At 46.4% G+C, this 18339-nt stretch carries 14 protein-coding genes and 1 pseudogene; 12 read left to right on the top strand and 3 right to left on the bottom strand.

The window, feature by feature from the left end; genetic code table 11:
• Window positions 1-2: 2 nt before the first annotated feature.
• Window positions 3-461: an ATP synthase subunit I gene (locus tag MAS10914_RS0117315; protein WP_017317210.1), complete on the bottom strand. Its 459-nt coding sequence runs from the start codon at window positions 459-461 to the stop codon at window positions 3-5.
• A 335-nt stretch (window positions 462-796) separates the two neighbouring features.
• Window positions 797-1978 (bottom strand): class I SAM-dependent methyltransferase, encoded by a 1182-nt coding sequence (locus MAS10914_RS0117310; RefSeq protein WP_017317209.1) that lies wholly within the window; start codon window positions 1976-1978, stop codon window positions 797-799.
• Between the two features lie 180 nt (window positions 1979-2158).
• Between MAS10914_RS0117310 and MAS10914_RS35005 the strand changes: the two are divergent.
• The 5 genes and pseudogenes from MAS10914_RS35005 to MAS10914_RS0117285 all read left to right on the top strand — a co-directional run.
• Window positions 2159-2239, top strand: a pseudogene (locus tag MAS10914_RS35005) (response regulator transcription factor); the annotation flags it as partial.
• Window positions 2240-2669: 430 nt separating this feature from the next.
• On the top strand, window positions 2670-6065 hold the full coding sequence (locus tag MAS10914_RS0117300) for a phycobilisome rod-core linker polypeptide (protein ID WP_017317207.1): 3396 nt from the start codon (window positions 2670-2672) through the stop codon (window positions 6063-6065).
• Between the two features lie 384 nt (window positions 6066-6449).
• On the top strand, window positions 6450-6935 hold the full coding sequence (gene apcA, locus MAS10914_RS0117295) for an allophycocyanin subunit alpha (RefSeq protein ID WP_017317206.1): 486 nt from the start codon (window positions 6450-6452) through the stop codon (window positions 6933-6935).
• Window positions 6936-7000: 65 nt separating this feature from the next.
• Complete coding sequence (apcB, locus tag MAS10914_RS0117290; RefSeq protein ID WP_017317205.1) at window positions 7001-7486, top strand: allophycocyanin subunit beta; 486 nt, start codon at window positions 7001-7003, stop codon at window positions 7484-7486.
• A 225-nt stretch (window positions 7487-7711) separates the two neighbouring features.
• A complete protein-coding gene (locus MAS10914_RS0117285; protein WP_017317204.1) occupies window positions 7712-7915 on the top strand; it encodes a phycobilisome linker polypeptide in 204 nt (67 codons plus the stop codon).
• Between the two features lie 251 nt (window positions 7916-8166).
• Here the strand turns inward: MAS10914_RS0117285 and MAS10914_RS0117280 are convergent, their stop codons facing one another.
• Complete coding sequence (locus MAS10914_RS0117280; RefSeq protein ID WP_017317203.1) at window positions 8167-8670, bottom strand: hypothetical protein; 504 nt, start codon at window positions 8668-8670, stop codon at window positions 8167-8169.
• A 310-nt stretch (window positions 8671-8980) separates the two neighbouring features.
• On the opposite strand from MAS10914_RS0117280, the gene MAS10914_RS0117275 reads away from it, so the two are divergent.
• From MAS10914_RS0117275 to MAS10914_RS0117255, 7 genes are all read left to right on the top strand, one after another.
• Window positions 8981-9337 (top strand): hypothetical protein, encoded by a 357-nt coding sequence (locus MAS10914_RS0117275; RefSeq protein WP_017315956.1) that lies wholly within the window; start codon window positions 8981-8983, stop codon window positions 9335-9337.
• A gap of 207 nt (window positions 9338-9544) precedes the next feature.
• Window positions 9545-9910, top strand: a complete 366-nt coding sequence (locus tag MAS10914_RS30435; RefSeq protein ID WP_017317202.1) for a hypothetical protein — start codon at window positions 9545-9547, stop codon at window positions 9908-9910.
• 253 nt (window positions 9911-10163) lie between these two features.
• Window positions 10164-11345: an FtsW/RodA/SpoVE family cell cycle protein gene (locus MAS10914_RS0117265; protein WP_026082616.1), complete on the top strand. Its 1182-nt coding sequence runs from the start codon at window positions 10164-10166 to the stop codon at window positions 11343-11345.
• Between the two features lie 388 nt (window positions 11346-11733).
• On the top strand, window positions 11734-11883 hold the full coding sequence (locus tag MAS10914_RS36655) for a plasmid mobilization protein (protein ID WP_408605896.1): 150 nt from the start codon (window positions 11734-11736) through the stop codon (window positions 11881-11883).
• A gap of 325 nt (window positions 11884-12208) precedes the next feature.
• Window positions 12209-12496: a hypothetical protein gene (locus tag MAS10914_RS35640; protein WP_232224180.1), complete on the top strand. Its 288-nt coding sequence runs from the start codon at window positions 12209-12211 to the stop codon at window positions 12494-12496.
• Window positions 12423-14360: an AAA-like domain-containing protein gene (locus tag MAS10914_RS31650; RefSeq protein ID WP_017317200.1), complete on the top strand. Its 1938-nt coding sequence runs from the start codon at window positions 12423-12425 to the stop codon at window positions 14358-14360. Before MAS10914_RS35640 ends, MAS10914_RS31650 begins: the two co-directional genes overlap by 74 nt.
• Window positions 14353-18015, top strand: a complete 3663-nt coding sequence (locus tag MAS10914_RS0117255) for a WD40 domain-containing protein (protein ID WP_017317199.1) — start codon at window positions 14353-14355, stop codon at window positions 18013-18015. Before MAS10914_RS31650 ends, MAS10914_RS0117255 begins: the two co-directional genes overlap by 8 nt.
• The last annotated feature ends 324 nt before the right edge of the window (window positions 18016-18339 follow it).

The following is an 18339-nucleotide window of genomic DNA, read 5'->3' as shown; positions in this document are numbered from 1 at the left end:
TTTTATTGTTGCCGGAGCTTTGGCGAGTCAGAGACAATTGCCATCTTAACTACGTAGATGATGAGCGTTGCTTTATAGGTAAGAAATCCCAAAAATATGGGTAAGATTTGCAGTTGATTCCATCGGGATGCTAGTAGAATTATCCCTACTAATAACGCTAATCGAGTTTTACTCAACTGGTTTTTCTCTGTACCCAAACGCTCAACATCTTTTGCCAACATCTTCAAGTAAACCACACCCGTACATGCCCCAAGCAAATAATTTAAGGCAATGTTTAGGGAATAGAAAATCCACACAGAGATAAAAACAATCCCTGTCAAGACAAGAGTGATGAGTAACAACTCTTGATAGAGTTTATAAAACTCCTGCATAGAGTTTACTGGTTCTGTGTCCTCAAAACCAGGTCTTGAATCTTGTCGTATTGTCGGTGTGGGATCAGTTGATTCGTTTGACAAGCTCACGGGACTTGAAACCAGTACAGCTAATTATGTTGACTGCATCTTCAGCCAGCTGAATCATATCACGATTGGGTAACAATACTTTAGAAAAAAACAATTAACTTATTGTCACCAAAAAGGAACAGGAGAAAACGGACCAAGTACAAAAACGATTTTTCACACGGAACATAACAGGATAAATAGGACAAATCCTTACCCTATCCCTCTATCCTTAAATTCCGTGTTAACAGTTATGGGGAGATGAGGAGTAGCAACAAGAGAAAAGCAGATCATCTCTTAATTTCTATTCTACCTTTTACTTTCTCGTCTGCATCCTTAGTATTTGGGCATTTTGATTCTCATCTTGGTGTCAACAAAATTAGCTGTTGCTTCAGGAGCATTCTCACGCTATCCAACCCCAGTTGCAGGCTTGTCAAAAGCTCTCCTACTGTTGAGTGACCATCGCACCTTTGTAAAAACTCTAATTCAAGGGCTGATAAATTCACAATCTGGTAATCGTAGTTAAAGACACACTGACTGGGAAAACCATCCATACAAGGATTTCGCTCACCAATTGCTGCAAGCACTGCATTATCAGCAGACCAGTCAGCTTTGGGTAGAGGCGGGCGACTCAGGAAAAATTCGTAGTGCGTTACTTCTGGGTCTAATAATTCTATCAAGCGATAACGCTGACGCTCGTCTAACCCAGCTATCCGTTCCATTAACTCTGGCGCTTTGCCCAAAAGTCTGTCTAGGAGCCAAAAACCAGGATTAGAAAAACCAACAAAATCTAATCCTGAAGCATCAATGAGTTCAAACAACGTCTCAATGTTGTAATCTATCTCCTGGGGATGCACGTACATATCGGCGAAACATTCATCCCGCTGATTTTCCAATGACCAGCGTTCTTTTTCCTTCTTGACAATACGATTATTTTGTGGTAGAGAAGCAAAAATTTGCCGACCAACCTGAACCCCATCACGGTAGTCGCCCCGCTTGTCACCTTGGAGAAGTGCGATCGCCTTTTGCATGAGTTGAATTTCCCAGCGTCCCAACTCACCGTAGACAAAAATGTGCATCAACCCGCCTGGGGCTAACTTCTTCGCCAAGGCTTGAATCCCACGAATGGGGTCGCTTAGGTGATGCAGCACACCAACGCAGTTGATAAAATCAAACTCACCCGGTAACTGTTCCACATCGTACAAGCTCAGGTGATGAAACTCAACGCGGTTTGCACCGGAACGTTGACAACGCTCTTTTGCAACTTCCAAAGCCTTAACACTGAGGTCAATTCCAACAACAGGAGCCGCAGGATTGAGGTGGACAAGGTATTCAGTCCCCACACCTGTACCACAACCAGCATCTAAAATGCGGATGTCTTGCTTTTGGGGTTTTTGACCACTACAGAAATTATAAGCAGCTAACCAATTCCAACGCCAGTTATAGCCGGGAGGTGGCTTATCCAGTAAAGGTTCTGGCGGAAAGGGGTAGGTGTTGTAGAGTTTGGCAACAGCAGCGCTAATCGTTTGAGAATCGGACATAGTGAGGATGATGGCAGCATTTCTGAGTTTAGCGAATGTTGGACACTTAGAGTCCCTCACAGAATTTCTTTTTGGGCTACAGGCTCAATAACAGAGATATAATCTTCACCACGCACAGTAACCCACAATTCCCGACCATTTGGAGTAAAGAAGCCTTCATGGGGCGATCACATTCAAAAACTGGCAATTGGCGCGGACGATTATCTTACCAAGCCATTCAGCGCCAAGGAACTGGTGGCACAGATAAAAGCTTTGCTAAGGGACGGAGACAAAATAAAATGCAGAACCTTTATCAACTAGATGTGTACCCAAAGTTACTCTTTGAGGCGGTTGCAGCCTGAAGGGCTGCAACCAAGGTTCTGCATTTTATTCCAGTCAGAATGCTAAGGCGGGCTTACACTCAGGGTGGTTGCGTAGTTTTGTGAATTTTTGATACAAATCTTAAACTTCTTCTCAGAGAAGCGACAGCATCTGCTTGAAGAAGTGATACATTTATACTATAGTTTCTACACACTTCTTAATAAAGCCACAGAGGAATCTCAAAACGTTCTAATCTAAAAGCTGACTGGGTTAATTTTTTTTGGCAGTCTTGAAGGCAGCAGTCTGAAAGCACAACTACACGCCATGTGTCAAGCCTGAAAGCAACCCAGACTTAACACAAAAAAAATATGATGGGAGTTTTACAAATCTAATGAGTGTTAAGGCAAGTGGTGGAAGCTCAGTTGCGCGTCCGCAACTATATCAAACCCTAGCAGTATCAACAATTTCCCAAGCAGAGCAGCAAGACCGCTTTCTGGGATCTGGCGAACTCAATGAACTGGCAAGGTATTTTGCATCTGGTGCCAAGCGTCTAGAAATTGCCCAGACGCTCACGGAAAATTCTGAAATTATTGTTTCCCGTGCTGCCAACCGGATTTTCGTGGGTGGTTCGCCAATGGCTTTCTTGGAAAAGCCCAGAGAACCAGAACTGGCGATGGCTGGCGTATCGGCTGATGTCAGAGAGAGCATGAAACTAGGAACCGTCACTTACGTAGAAAGTCGTGGTGGTTTCTTAGAAAATTTGCGAGCAATCTTTAACACTTCGCCCAGTGGTCCGACTCCTCCGGGTTTCCGACCAATCAACATCGCCCGTTATGGTCCTGCTAATATGGCGAAAAGCCTGCGGGACTTGTCGTGGTTTTTGCGCTACGCTACCTATGCGATTGTGGCTGGTGACCCCAATATCATCGCTGTCAACACGCGTGGTTTGAGAGAAATTATTGAAAACGCCTGCTCCGGTGAAGCGACAATTGTTGCTTTGCAGGAAATGAAAGTCGCAGCGATTTCATATTTCCGTAAAGATGCTGAGGCAGTAGACATTGTGTCTCAGTACATGGATGTTTTGATTGGAGAATTCAAAGCACCCTCTCCTTCGGATAAACTGCGCCAACGTCCTTCCGGCGACCAACAAGGTTTGCAGCTGCCCCAAATTTACTTTAATGCGGCAGAACGGCGTCCCAAGTTTGTGATGAAGCCTGGGTTGTCAGCAGCCGAGAAAAATGAGGTCGTCAAAGCTGTATATCGGCAAATTTTTGAGCGCGATATTACCCGTGCTTACGGTCAGTCGATTTCTAACCTGGAATCTCAGGTGAAGAACGGCACGATCTCGATGAAAGAATTTGTCCGCCGCCTTGGCAAATCTCCACTTTACCAAAAACAGTTTTATCAGCCTTTTATCAACAGCCGTGCCCTAGAACTTGCTTTCCGTCACTTCTTGGGACGCGGACCAAGTAGCCGGGAAGAAGTCCAAAAATACTTTGATATTGTTTCCCGAGGCGGTCTGCCAGGTTTAATCGATGCTTTGGTAGATTCTCAGGAATACAGCGATTACTTTGGCGAAGAAACAGTCCCATATATCCGGGGTCTGGGTCAAGAGGCGCAAGAATGCCGCAACTGGGGACCACAGCAAGACCTGTTTAACTACAGTGCGCCTTTCCGCAAAGTCCCTCAGTTTCTCACAACTTTTGCTGATTACGATCAGCCCCTCCCTGACCAGCATCCCTATGGTTCTGGTAACGACCCACTAGAAATTCAGTTTGGGGCAATTTTCCCGAAAGAAACCAGGAACCCCAGCACTCGTCCAGCTCCTTTTGGTAAGGATACCAAGCGCATCCTGATTCACCAAGGTCCTGGAATTAACAACCAAAACAGCAATCCTAGAGCGCGGGGTGAGTTTCCTGGTACTCTCGGGCCAAAGGTGTTCCGCTTAGATCAGCTACCTGGGACAAGAGGGAAAAAATCACCCAGAGGAACCAGCGTTAAATTCTCTGAAAGCTCTACTCAAGCGGTGATTCGGGCAGCTTACCTGCAAGTTTTCGGTCGCGATGTTTACGAAGGTCAGCGCCTGAAAGTTGCGGAAATCAAGCTGGAAAACGGCGAAATCTCGATGCGAGAGTTTATCCGTACTTTGGCAAAGTCGGATTTGTTCCGCAAGCTGTACTGGACTCCGCTTTATGTCTGTAAAGCGAATGAGTACATCCACCGCCGCTTGTTAGGTCGTCCGACCTACGGTCGTCAAGAAAACAACAAATACTTTGACATCGCTTCCAAGAAGGGCTTCTACGGGGTGGTAGACGCCATCATCGATAGCCCAGAGTACAGCGAAGCTTTTGGTGAAGATACAGTTCCTTACGAACGGTATCTGACTCCCCAAGGTGTAGCATTGCGACAACTGCGCGTTGGTAGCATTCGTGAGGATGTTGGCGCGAAGGTTGAGAAGGAAGAAACACCGCGCTTTGTAGAACTCGGTACTGTGACACAAATGCGGACGGAACCAGATATTCAGTTCCGCATTAACCAAGGAGTTAGCAAGCAGCGCGAACAAAGGAAAATCTTTAAGTTGGTGGCAGGTATCAACGATAAAGGTGCTGTGGCAACTATTATCGGTGCTGCTTACCGTCAGATTTTCGAGCGCGATATTGCACCATACGTTGCCCAGAATGAATTCACCGCACTACAAAGCAGGCTGGGTAATGGCGAAATCACTGTGAAGGAATTCATCGAAAGCTTGGGTTATTCTAACCTATACCAGAAAGAATTCTACACACCTTACCCCAACACTAAGGTTATCGAATTAGGAACCAAGCACTTCTTGGGTCGTGCGCCGATTGACCAAGCGGAGATTCGGAAGTATAATCAAATACTTGCAAGTCAGGGACTTCGCGCCTTTATTCAGACAATGGTCAGTAGCGCTGAGTATCTCCAAGCGTTTGGTGAAGATACGGTGCCTTATAACCGCTTCCCAACCTTGCCAGCGGCGAACTTCCCGAATACTGAGAAGTTGTACAACCAGCTGACCAAGCAAAGTAAGGAAGTGGTCGTACCCAGCTTTGAGCCAGTGCAAGCGCGGATGGATTCTGCCAAGATGCCGATTTTGGCGAAGGCGATCGCAGACATGGCAGCAAAGGCTCGTGAAATGGACAAGAGCAAGCCGCTGTTTATAGAACTGGGTCGTTCCTTCAACGATGGTCGTGGACAGTCGGTTGAAGTGGGTGTGGGTACAAACCGCCGCAAACCCGCACGCATTTACCGCATGACGGTAGGCGCAAACCAAGCAGAAATGCAACAGGTGATAAACGCCATTTACTGTCAGGTGCTGGATGTGTTTAGTGGTCAAGTTCCTGACTACTTCCGTCGTACTGACTTGGATAGCCGATTGCGGAATGGCGAAATTTCTGTGCGGGAATTTGTCCGTGAACTGGCTAGCTCAGAAATCTATCGCAAGCGCTTCTACACGCCCTATCCCAACACCAAGGTGATTGAGTTCCTCTTCCGTCACCTGTTGGGACGCGCACCAGCCACCCAAGCGGAAATTCGCTCCTACAACAAATTGCTGGCAGATAGCGGTTTAAGAGCCGCTGTAGAGGCGATCGTAGATAGCCCAGAGTATGCTCGGTACTTTGGTGAGGATGTGGTGCCTTATGGTCGCTTCCCATCCCTACCAGCAGGTAACTACCTCGGTAGCGTGAAGGCGGCGGCTGACTTGGTGAAGCAGTCCTGGTCTAGCTTATCTCCTGCTGTGATTACGGGACGGTCTAGCCTGCGTTAAAGCTAGGAAAAGGGGACAAGGAGGACAAGGGGGAATTTGCACCCGTGTCTTCCCCTACTCCCCTATCTTCCCTTGCTTTAATAACCCGCAAACTTTCTTAACATTGCTTTCAGGATGTGGGCATGACACTAAACATGAAAAGCAATGTTACAAAGTGTTAAGAGCAGTCATATTTGCTCAACAGAATGCCCGAAAATAATTCCGGAAGGTAGTTGAGTTTAGAAGCTTGTGTACTAGTCATTACTCAAGCAGACTCGGAATGTACTAAATGCAGCAGCCCCAAAGCTGTTGTGTCTAAAAAAACGAGAAAACAGAGCTACCGTTAACCAATAAATTCGCACCAGTTTAACATTCTGGTTTCATTAGTACTGGAGGACTCCATTAATGAGTATCGTCACGAAAGCCATCGTGAATGCTGATGCAGAAGCTCGTTATCTTAGCCCCGGCGAATTGGATCGGATCAAGGGCTTTGTTACCAGTGGTGAGCGTCGTCTCCGCATTGCTCAAGTTTTAACTGACAACCGCGAGCGTATCGTTAAGCAAGCTGGTGACCAACTGTTCCAAAAGCGCCCTGATGTTGTTTCTCCTGGTGGTAACGCTTACGGTCAAGAAATGACCGCTACCTGCTTGCGTGACCTGGATTACTACCTGCGCCTCATCACCTACGGAGTTGTCTCTGGTGATGTCACCCCCATCGAAGAAATCGGCGTTGTCGGCGTCCGTGAAATGTACAGGTCTCTCGGTACTCCTATCGATGGTGTAGCTTCTGGCATCAACGCTATGAAGAACGTTGCTGCATCACTGTTGTCTGCTGAAGACGCTGGTGAAGCAGGCGCTTACTTCGACTACCTAGTCGGTGCGATGCAATAAGATAAACCTGTTTCCCTGCTGAAACAGAAGTGTTGCAATACGGTTGGAAATAAGGAAATAACAACATGCAAGACGCAATTACCGCTGTTATTAACTCTTCGGACGTTCAAGGTAAGTACTTGGACACTGGTGCTCTAGAAAAGCTCAAGAGCTACTTCTCAACTGGCGAACTGCGCGTACGTGCTGCGACCAGCATCGCTGCTAACGCCGCTGCAATTGTAAAAGAAGCTGTGGCTAAGTCCCTGCTGTACTCTGACATCACCCGTCCCGGCGGTAACATGTACACCACCCGTCGCTATGCTGCTTGCATCCGCGACTTAGATTACTACCTCCGCTATTCCACCTACGCTATGTTGGCTGGCGATCCATCCATCCTGGATGAGCGCGTACTAAATGGTTTGAAAGAAACCTACAACTCCTTAGGTGTACCCATCGGTGCTACCGTGCAAGCTATCCAAGCTATGAAGGAAGTTACCGCTAGCTTGGTAGGTCCTGATGCTGGTAAGGAAATGGGTGTTTACTTCGACTATATTTCCTCTGGCTTGAGCTAAGAGCTAGGTTGCACTTAATCATTTAAGTGCGGCTCCCTTAAGGTCTGGAAATCAATCGTGAGTGCTAGAACGTTTAATCGCTTATCTTGCTAAAGATGATGTGTGATGAGTGTTAAGGGTCTAGTATTGATGCTTGATTTCCAGCCTTTGAATGATTAGATAAAAATATGCACTCACAATTTTGAAATAAAAAAGTTTTCACATCACTATAGGAGATTTAACATCATGCGGATGTTTAAGGTTACTGCTTGTGTTCCTAGCCAAACTCGGATTCGTACCCAGCGTGAACTGCAAAACACTTTCTTCACCAAGCTCGTTCCCTACGAAAACTGGTTCCGCGAACAGCAGCGGATTCAAAAAATGGGCGGCAGAATTGTTAAGGTAGAGTTGGCAACTGGTAAGCAGGGAGCCAACACTGGGTTGCTGTAATTCTTCTAGACCTAATATAGACCTAATTCAAATTGTAGGGAGTTGTAAAGAGGTCAAGTGACCTCTTTTTTGTGGCATCAAAAAAGAAAACCCCATTTGCAAGATGGGGTAAAGTCATGTAGTTATAAAGCCATGTGGAATACATGTGGAATGTGTGGAAAGCCTTTATACTCCCTCTACACAATTAAGGTCTTTAGAGAGACTGATACAGAAGGTTTTGGACATTTTTGAAGTAAAGGTCAGGTTGATTATCACTGAGGTCGCTTTGGCATATTTTGCTGAGATTGCTCAATTTGTTCGCGCTGCTCATCAGTTAAAACCGATTTCACTTCTTCTTGAGACGACTGCACAATCTCTTGAATTTTTTCTTTCTGATCGTCGCTCAGATTCAGTTGGGCAAAAGGATCATTGCCCCCTCCTGCCTGAGTAGGAGCACCTGGTCCACCAAACCCACCCTGTGTTCCACCTCTACGGTTTCTCATTGCAGCTGTCTTTTCTTCTAATTCTTGTCGTTGTTCTGATGTGAGAACATCATCAATTTTTTCGCGGGTTTCTTTGTTAATCTCCTCTAACCGCTCTTTTTGGTCATCACTCAGGTTTATATTTGGACGTTGACCGGGTGCTCCTTGTTGTGGAAACCTCTGCGCCTGCAAAACTTGATTTGGCGCACTGGGTAAAGCTTGTACGCCTAAGGGAACAGCCACAAAAGCAAGCCCAATGACTGAAGACAACATCATCATAAGTTTGAGTTTCATTGTGACCTCGTTACCAATTTATTGAGTTCAACATCACAATCATAGGAATTTACATTCTTTTTGAGCATGGGGTAAAAGTACCAAATCTAACGTCCTGGTCATAGATTAAAAGTACTAAATCCAACCATGACTTTTCTCCTATGTCACTTCTAAGTAATTTTGCTGAGGGTCTTGGCATTTGTTGTGTCCTATACAGTAGACCTTGGCGTTTCATCAAGTCGTCATATATCAGTATCGGCTCAATAAACAGGGGTAGTCGAGAAAAATAAAAAAATGAGCGAGGAACACATAGCGTCGTAGAATATGACAGATGACGCAAAAGCAATCGAGTGAAAAGTTAGTAGAGACTTTAGTGCAAACCATCAACCCGAAGGAAATTGCAGAGGAGTCCTTGCGTCAAACAGTAGAGATACTACTGAACCTGATAGAGCAATTACATACAGAAGTAAAAGAGTTACGAGAAGAAAACCAACGCTTAAGAGACGAAAACAACCGCCTCAAGGGAGAACAGGGTCAGCCAGACATCAAAGCCAAAAAACCGAGAGGGTTCTCAAACAACCACTCATCAGAAGAAGAACGAAAGACTCTGAAAAACCACTCCAAGGGCAGCAAAAATGCTCATCTAAAAATAGACCGAGAAGAAATACTGGAGTATCCCTTAGAATGACTGCCAGCAGATGCACAATTCAAAGGTTACGAGGAAGTAATCGTTCAAGACATCACCCTGGCAGCCGATAACGTATTATTCCGTAAACAGAAATACTATTCGCCGTCTGAAGGAAAAACTTATCTGGCAGAACTACCACTAGGTTACTCTGGAGAATTTGGCCCGGGAATAAAAGCCTTGGTGATTAGTTTGTACTATGGAGGCAATATGACCCAAGGCAAACTGTTAGAGTTTTTAGAGGATATTGGCATCTCCATGTCAGCAGGGCATTTGTCCAACCTGTTGATCAAAAACCACCCTTGTTTTGAAAGCGAGAAAAGTGAAATCTATGAAGCTGGGCTAGCTAGCAGTCCCTGGCAGCAGTTTGACCAGACTGGTGCCCGTGTTGCTGGAGTCAACTATACCACCAATGTAGTGTGTAACCCTTTGTATACGGTCTACTTTACAACTCCCAACAAAGACAGATTAACTGTACTGAAGGGATTACAAACCAAATTATTGAGCCGATACGAATTCGCGGCTACTGCCGGGTTCTTGCGATCGCCTAACCAATCTCGAAACTTAGTAATATAGTTTTTGACCTGATGAGCGGAATCATGCTTTACGCACTGGTCTTCAAGCCTACTAATGAGCCAGTGGGAGCGTACATACACCGCGCCATAGGTCTTCTGCTTAAACGCTGATTAACCGCTTAATCGGCAATTGTGTGTAAGCTGTAGTCAAAGCTTCTCCAGGACGTTTCCAAGTGTAAAAGTCATCTCTTGTTTGAATGCTACTTGGTATCATTAACGTCAACTCGAACGATTAGACCTTAATTTTATTCATCGTGAATCTACGCCGCTTGATTCCATTATTTGACAACTCCGTATCTAGCTGGGCATTAGAGGCGCGTTTATTGCGCTGGTTAACAATGGTTTGGCTGTTTGTCGGGGTAGTCATGCTATTTTCGGCATCCTATGCTGTAGCTGATGTCCGTCACCATGATGGGCTGTACTACTTTAAGCGTCAAATCCTATGGGTGCTAGTAGGTTTAATAGTATTCAATATTGTTGTTCATTTGCCCTTGCGTAGGATTTTGGGGTTATCCAATTGGTTTATCTTCCTGCTGCTGGGATTAATTTTCGTCACCATGGTTCCAGGAGTGGGAAAGACAGAACTTGGTGCGGCTCGCAGGCTCGTCGGACCAGTTCCGATTCAACCTTCCGAGTTAATTAAGCCCTTTTTAGTGCTGCAAAGTGCTCAACTTTTTGGTCAGTGGGATAGACTGAGTTGGCGCGTTCGCTTCACCTGGCTCGGTATTTTCGGTTTTGTCATTCTAGGGATTTTGGCACAGCCCAACTTGAGTACTGCTTCACTTTGCGGCATAACGATTTGGCTGATTGCCCTAGCAGCTGGATTGCCTTACAAGTACCTAGGAGGAACAGCTGTTGGTGGAGTATTTTTAGCTATACTCAGTGTTACCTTTAGAGAGTATCAGCGCAAACGGGTGATGTCGTTCCTCAATCCTTGGGCTGATGCGAGTGGGGATGGTTACCAGTTGGTGCAAAGCCTACTGGCAGTGGGTTCTGGTAACACATGGGGTGCTGGGTTTGGGCTTTCTCAACAAAAGCAGTTTTATTTACCAATTCAGGACACTGACTTTATTTTTGCAGTGTTTGCTGAGGAGTTTGGTTTCGTTGGTAGTATGGTGCTGTTGTTACTGCTTGCTTTATACGCCACCCTAGGATTAGTTGTAGCCCTCAAGGCAAAGCATCCAGTATATCGACTCGTGGGGATTGGCGTGACAATTTTGATGGTGGGACAATCATTACTCCATATTGGAGTTACGACTGGAGCTTTGCCTACTACTGGTTTGCCTTTGCCCATGTTTAGTTATGGTGGGAATTCAATGATTGCTAGTTTGCTAGCAGCTGGTTTGCTAATTCGGGTAGCACGCGAGAGTAGTGAAGCTGAAGTAGTACCCTTGCAAGAAGAATCTGAGAAGAGGCGGAAACGGCGGCTTTTTTAGAGAATTGACACTCCCCTGGCTGAACAAATTTCGCTACGCTCATTTGTTCGGAATCTTGGGGATTCTTGGTTCATTGAGACCACTTAGATTAGGTTCCTTGCGTCATCTAACCCAGAGGTGGGACTCTCCCCAAGCGTTAACTTTCCGAGTGCCCCTCGGTAGTTGCATTTTTTGCAAGTCCTGTTTAGATTGAAACAAATCGTTTCAGAATTCTGATTCGTCTAGCTCCTATGAATCTTTTACCTACTGCTAGGAGGAAACTAGAACAATGCAGTAGAACCGCATAGATTCAATTGTCAAGGAACAGAAAAGCCGTTAGGCAGTTAGGTTTTTATACAGGTTGATTACCGTGCCTGTTATACTTGATTGTACTGACAATTGGCGGGATATGTCAAGAACAAAAAAGCTAGATATCAGAGTATCTGAGTACGAATTCCTTCAACTACAACAAGAAGCGGAAAAACAAGGTTGTTCAATGTCTGACTTGGTTCGGAAATACATTTCTAAACTTCCCAAACCAAACATCACGGTAGGCTAAAGCCTACGTTGTGGTTTTCATCCCCGGGCTGTTCGCGCAGCGTGCCGAAGGCATAGCCACGGGGTTTTCAACCTACCCCTTATAAGGTGTAAAACTGGGTGACGAGGAGGGTGGGTGTGACATCCTCCCACACCAAATCAAAGATTTGGTAGTCAAGTTTCTTCGTACCAGGTCACCAAGAGCAATAGACCGCATAAGTTGATTTTGCTTTTCTCTATAAGATAATAGGTATCAATAAGATATTGCACTGTGCTGAATCGGTGTTTTATACATATCTCAATAAATTTGTCAATATGTAAATTCTCAAACTTTCTCATACTCGCTAATGAGTAATAACACGTGTGTCAAAACAATTTTGCTCTTGGCGGCGAATCCAAGAAAAACTTCTGCGTTACGACTAGATGAAGAGGTACGGGAAATTGATGAGGGATTGCGACGCGCAAACAAGCGGGAGCAGTTTAAATTAGAGCAGAAATGGGCAGTGCGATGCTCCAGAGGAGCCGCCCAAAGGGCGATCGCGCGATTTTTACCGAGCAATCTTGGACACTCAACCCCAGATTGTACACTTGTGCGGACACGGTGCTGGGGAAGATGGCATTGTGTTGGAAGATGACACGGGGCAAATAGCGTTAGTGCAGGCAGATGCGCTCTCCGGTATGTTTAAGCTATTTGCTAGAAAAGGGGTTGAGTGTGTTCTGCTGAACGCTTGTTATTCAGAGGTGCAAGCAGAAGCGATTAGCCAACACATTGAGTATGTGATTGGTATGAATTCGACGATAGGAGATAAGGCTGCGATTAATTTTGCGGTGGCGTTTTACGATGCTTTAGCGGCTGGGGAAGAGGTGGAGTTTGCCTATGATTTGGGTTGTTCTCAGCTTATTGGTTTGAAGGAATACCAAACCCCTGTGCTTAAAAGAAAATCACTCAATAGTCCCGTTGCACAGAAGACAACGCGCCAACGCATCTTTATCAGTTATAAGCGTGATGTTGAGCCAGATCAACCAGTCGCTTTAGAAATTTTTCAAGCGCTGTCGCAACAACACGAAGTCTTTATCGACCAGACGATGTTGGTAGGTACGCGTTGGGCTGAACGCATCGAAGCGGAAATTCGTCAAGCTGATTTTCTCATCGTTTTCCTTTCGGCGCGGTCAGTTCACAGCGAGATGGTTGAGCAAGAAATCCGGATGGCGCATGAGTTTGCACAAGTGCAGGGAGGGCGTCCCGCTATTCTCCCGGTGCGTTTAGCATATCGGCAACCATTCCAGTATCCTTTGAGTGCTTACCTTAACGATATCAACTGGGCTTTTTGGCAAAGTGCGGAGGATACGCCACGGCTGATAGCAGAGTTGACACAAGCTATCTCAGGTGGAGAGTTGCCTTTTGATGCGGCGCAAGCCAAAGCTGCTTTACTTGAGACGAGTGAACCTTCACCCTTACCTCGACCTTTTGCTTCAGCACAGCCAGTGGCGTTGGAAATGCCAGAAGGAACGATGGACACTCAATCTGCGTTTTATGTGGAACGTCCATCGGATGCTATTGCCATCAGGACAATTGCACAGCGGGGAGTTACTATTGCGATTAAAGGACCCAGACAAGTTGGTAAGAGTTCGCTGTTGATTCGCGCAATTGAAGCTGCGGTGAACGCGGGTAAGCGAGTTACTTTTTTGGATTTCCAACTTTTTGACAAAGCCGCCCTGACAGATGCTGAACTTTTCTTTCAGCGGTTTTGCCGCTGGCTGACTTATGAATTGGAAATGGAAGACCGAGTGGAGGAGTATTGGAAGACGCCGCTTGGGAACAGCCAACGTTGCACGCGCTATGTTCAACGCCATATTTTAAAAGAGTTGGGCAAAACGCCTCTTGTTTTGGCGATGGATGAGGTGGATAAGGTTTTTGACGCTGACTTCCGCAATGATTTTTTTGGAATGTTACGGAGTTGGCACAATAGCCGCGCCACAACACCCATATGGAAGCAGCTGGATTTGACGCTGGTCACTTCCACGGAACCTTATCAACTGATTGACGACCTTAACCAATCACCTTTTAATGTTGGGCAGGTGATTGAATTACAAGATTTTACACCAGAACAAGTGACTGACCTCAATCGCCGTCACGGTTCACCCCTCAACTCCAGTCAGGAAAGACAATTGATAGTTTTGTTGGGTGGGCATCCTTATTTGGTGCGTCGGGCGCTTTATTTAGTCGCGAGTCAGCAAACTTCCACGACTGAGTTGTTTGCCAATGCGACTGCTGATAGTGGTCCTTTTGGGGAGCATCTGCGTCGGCATCTCTCGCTGCTACATGATAAAACAGAATTGATCCAAGGACTGCTGCAAATCATTCGTCAGAATACCTGCGACGATAAGCGTATCTTCTGGCGGTTGCGGGGTGCGGGTTTGGTGCGCGAGGAAGGACGGGTAGTTTTGCCACGCTGTCAGCTTTACGCCAACTATTTCCGGGAGAACTTGCGTGAGTAACTCAAGCATCTACACTGTTGGCGGTACTGTGCAAGCCAACCAAAATGGTGTCTACATTCCCCGCAAAGCGGATGAGGAATTGTTGGCGCTGTGTCGAGAAAGGAAGTTTGCTTACATCCTCACCTCACGCCAGATGGGTAAATCTAGTCTGATGGTGCGGACTGCTGAACAACTCGCAGAAGAAGGAATTCAGACGGTTACGATTGATTTGACGCAGGTGGGCGTGCAGGTGACTGCGGAACAATGGTATCTGGGGTTACTTACAATTATTGAAGGAACCTTGATGCTGGATACAGATGTAGTGCAGTGGTGGCAAGAACGCTCTCATCTGGGTTTTACGCAGCGGCTGACTTCATTTTTTCAGGATGTGTTGCTGAAAGAAGTTGCTTCATCTGTCGTGATTTTTGTTGATGAAATTGATACGACTCTTAGCCTAGATTTTACTGACGATTTTTTTGCTGCTATTCGCTATCTCTATGTTGCTCGCGCTTCCAATCTAGAGTATCAGCGTCTTTCCTTTGTTTTGATTGGTGTCGCAACTCCAGGCGATTTGATACGCGATCCTAAGCGTACACCGTTTAATATTGGTCAGCGCGTTGACTTGACTGATTTCACGTTTGAAGAAGCAAAACTTCTGGGTGACGGACTGGGGCTGCATACTGAGGAAGTGCAACAGGTGCTGAGATGGATGCTGGAGTGGACAGGAGGACATCCATATTTATCACAACGGCTTTGTTGCATTGTTAGCCAGGAGAATAAAAAAAGTTGGTCAAAAGCTGATGTTGACAGCTTGGTGAGCAGTACTTTCTTGGGTGCAATGAGCGAGCAAGATAATAACTTGCAGTTCGTGCGTGATATGTTGACTAAACGCGCACCAGATAAAGAAGGTGTTTTGACTGTTTATCGAGAGGTTCGCCGGGGTAAGTCGGTTCTGGATGAGGAACAATCAATAGTCAAGTCTCATCTGAAGCTGTCGGGTGTGGTGCGGCGTGAGCAAAATGTTTTGCAGGTGCGGAATCGAATTTATCGGCAAGTGTTTGATTTAAAGTGGGTGAATCAACATTTGCCGTTGAATTTGCGGGATTTTTGGGAGCGTTACAAGCCATTGTTACCATATCTTGCAATAGCGTTGGTATTTTCTGTTGCAATGAGTGCACTGGCACTTTATGCTAACGAGCAACGTCAAGAAGCAGTCAATCAGCGACAAGAAGCATTACGTCAGCAACAAGAGGCAGAAAAACAACGTAATTCGGCAAAGAAGGAGGCTACAAATGCTCAGAGACAGGAGAAATTAGCTCAACAACGCGCCAAGGAAGCACAGGCAGCTCAAAAGCGAGCAGAAACATCTCAACAAGCAGAAGCAAAACAACGTCAACTGAGTGAACAACGTAGAGTACAGTTAGCTGATGCTCTCACCAAAACCAAAGCTGCTCAACAAGCTGAAAGAAAACAACGTCAACTTGCTGAACAACGTCAATTACAAATAGCTGATGCTCTCACTAAAACCCAAGCTGCTGAAAAATTAGCTGTGCAACGTCAGCAAGAAGCGCAGAAACAGCGAGACATTGCCCAACAACGAGAAAAAGAAGCAAATAACGCAAAAGCAGAAGCAGAGAGACTGGGAGTTAATGCACAAATCCTCGCGCAAAGTCTAACTTCAGAAAACCTGTTTGTCTTATCACATTTAAATTTTGAGGCTTTGCTAGAAGGTTTGAAGTTAGGCAAACGAGTCAAACTTCTGGACAAGGATATAGAACCAGGCAACCGCATGAAAGCAGTTGCTACTCTCCAGCAGGTTGTTTATGAGATAAGTGAACATAACCGACTGGAAGGACATAGCGCTCATGTCAGCAGCGTCGCCTTCAGTCCGGATGGCAAGACGATTGCTTCTGGCAGTCTGGATCGCACGGTACGGTTGTGGAATCTCAAGGGGGAGCAACTCAAAACCCTGACTGGGCATAGCAGCCCTGTCAGCAGCGTCGCATTCAGTCCGGATGGTAAGATGATTGCTACTGGCAGTAGTGACAAGACGGTACGGTTGTGGAATCTTAAGGGAGAGCTACTCAAAACCCTGAGTGGGCATAGCGATGGTGTTCATAGCGTGGCATTCAGTCCGGATGGTAAGACGATTGCTACTGGCAGTTGGGACGCTACAGTACGGTTGTGGAATCTTAAGGGAGAGCAACTCAAAACCCTAACTGGGCATAGCAGCCGTGTCTGGAGCGTGGCATTCAGTCCGGATGGCAAGACGATTGCTTCTGGCAGTGATGATAACACGCTACGCTTGTGGAATCTCAACGGGCAGCCACTCAAAACCCTAACTGGGCATAGCAGCCGTGTCAGCAGCGTGGCATTCAGTCCGGATGGCACAATTGCTTCTGGCAGTCTGGATCGCACGGTACGGTTGTGGAATCTCAAGGGGGAGCAACTCCAAACCCTGAGTGGGCATAGCAGTTATGTCTGGAGCGTGGCATTCAGTCCGGATGGCACAATTGCTTCTGGCAGTCTGGATCGCACGGTACGGTTGTGGAATCTCAAGGGGGAGCAACTCCAAACCCTGAGTGGGCATAGCAATTCTGTCATGAGCGTAGCATTCAGTCCTGATGGCAACACGATTGCTACTGGCAGTTGGGACGCTACAGTACGGTTGTGGAATCTCAAGGGGCAGCCACTCCAAACCCTGAGTGGGCATAGCAGTTCTGTCAACAGCGTGGCATTCAGTCCCGATGGCAACACGATTGCTACTGGCAGCGGTGAAAGGTTTACTGCCAGTGATGACAACACGGTACGGTTGTGGAATCTCAAGGGGGAGCCACTCAAAACCCTGACTGGGCATAGCGGTTATGTCGAGAGCGTGGCATTCAGTCCGGATGGCAAGATAATTGCTTCTGGCAGTAATGACAAGACGGTACGGTTGTGGAATCTCAACGGGCAGCTACTCCAAACCCTGAGAGGGCATAGCGGTTATGTCACGAGCGTGGCATTCAGTCCGGATGGCAAGATAATTGCTTCTGGCAGTAATGACAAGACGGTACGGTTGTGGAATCTCAACGGGCAGCTACTCCAAACCCTGAGAGGGCATAGCGGTTATGTCACGAGCGTGGCATTCAGTCCGGATAGCAAGACAATTGCTTCTGGCAGTGATGACAAGACGGTACGGTTGTGGAATCTCAACGGGCAGCTACTCCAAACCCTGAGAGGGCATAGCGGTTATGTCGAGAGCGTGGCATTCAGTCCGGATGGCAAGACAATTGCTTTTGGCAGTGATGACAAGACGGTACGGTTGTGGAATCTCAAGGGGGAGCAACTCAAAACCCTTACTGGGCATAGCAGTTATGTCACGAGTGTGGCATTCAGTCCGGATGGCAAGACGATCGCTTCTGGCAGTTTTGACAAGACGGTACGGTTGTGGAATCTCAAGGGGGAGCAACTCAAAACCTTGACTGGGCATAGCAGTATTGTCACGAGCGTGGCATTCAGTTCGGATGGTAAGACAATTGCTGGCAGTTTTGACACGACGGTATTGTTGTGGAATCTGGATTTGGATGACTTACTGGCACGGGGTTGCGCTTGGGCGCATGATTATTTGAAATATAACCGCAGTGTTCAGGATGGCGATCGCAAGCTGTGTGATGATGTTGGCAGTCGTAGATAATCAGGTATGTAGTTACGGATTTCATCCTAACGCACCATTGTCAAGGTTTTGGTGCCGTACTCTCCAATACGGTTCAGATAAGATTTTTTTAGGTGCGACACTTAATGTAGAGACGTGCCATGGCACGTCTCTACACGCATGAAATTGTTACAAATACTCCTTAACTGAACCGTATTGCCGTACTCTCGCGCTAACACAACGCCAGTTGCTACAACGGAGGGAAACCCTCCTGCAGTACTGGCTCCGCAACGCACTGGCTCCCCTACGTATATTTTCAAAAATCAAACCGGATTCCTATAGTTGGATAAAGTGTAGTTACATACA

It is taken from the genome of Mastigocladopsis repens PCC 10914 (genome assembly GCF_000315565.1).
In the GTDB taxonomy this organism is placed as follows: Bacteria; Cyanobacteriota; Cyanobacteriia; order Cyanobacteriales; family Nostocaceae; genus Mastigocladopsis; species Mastigocladopsis repens.
This window is presented reverse-complemented; position numbering and strand designations above follow the sequence as displayed.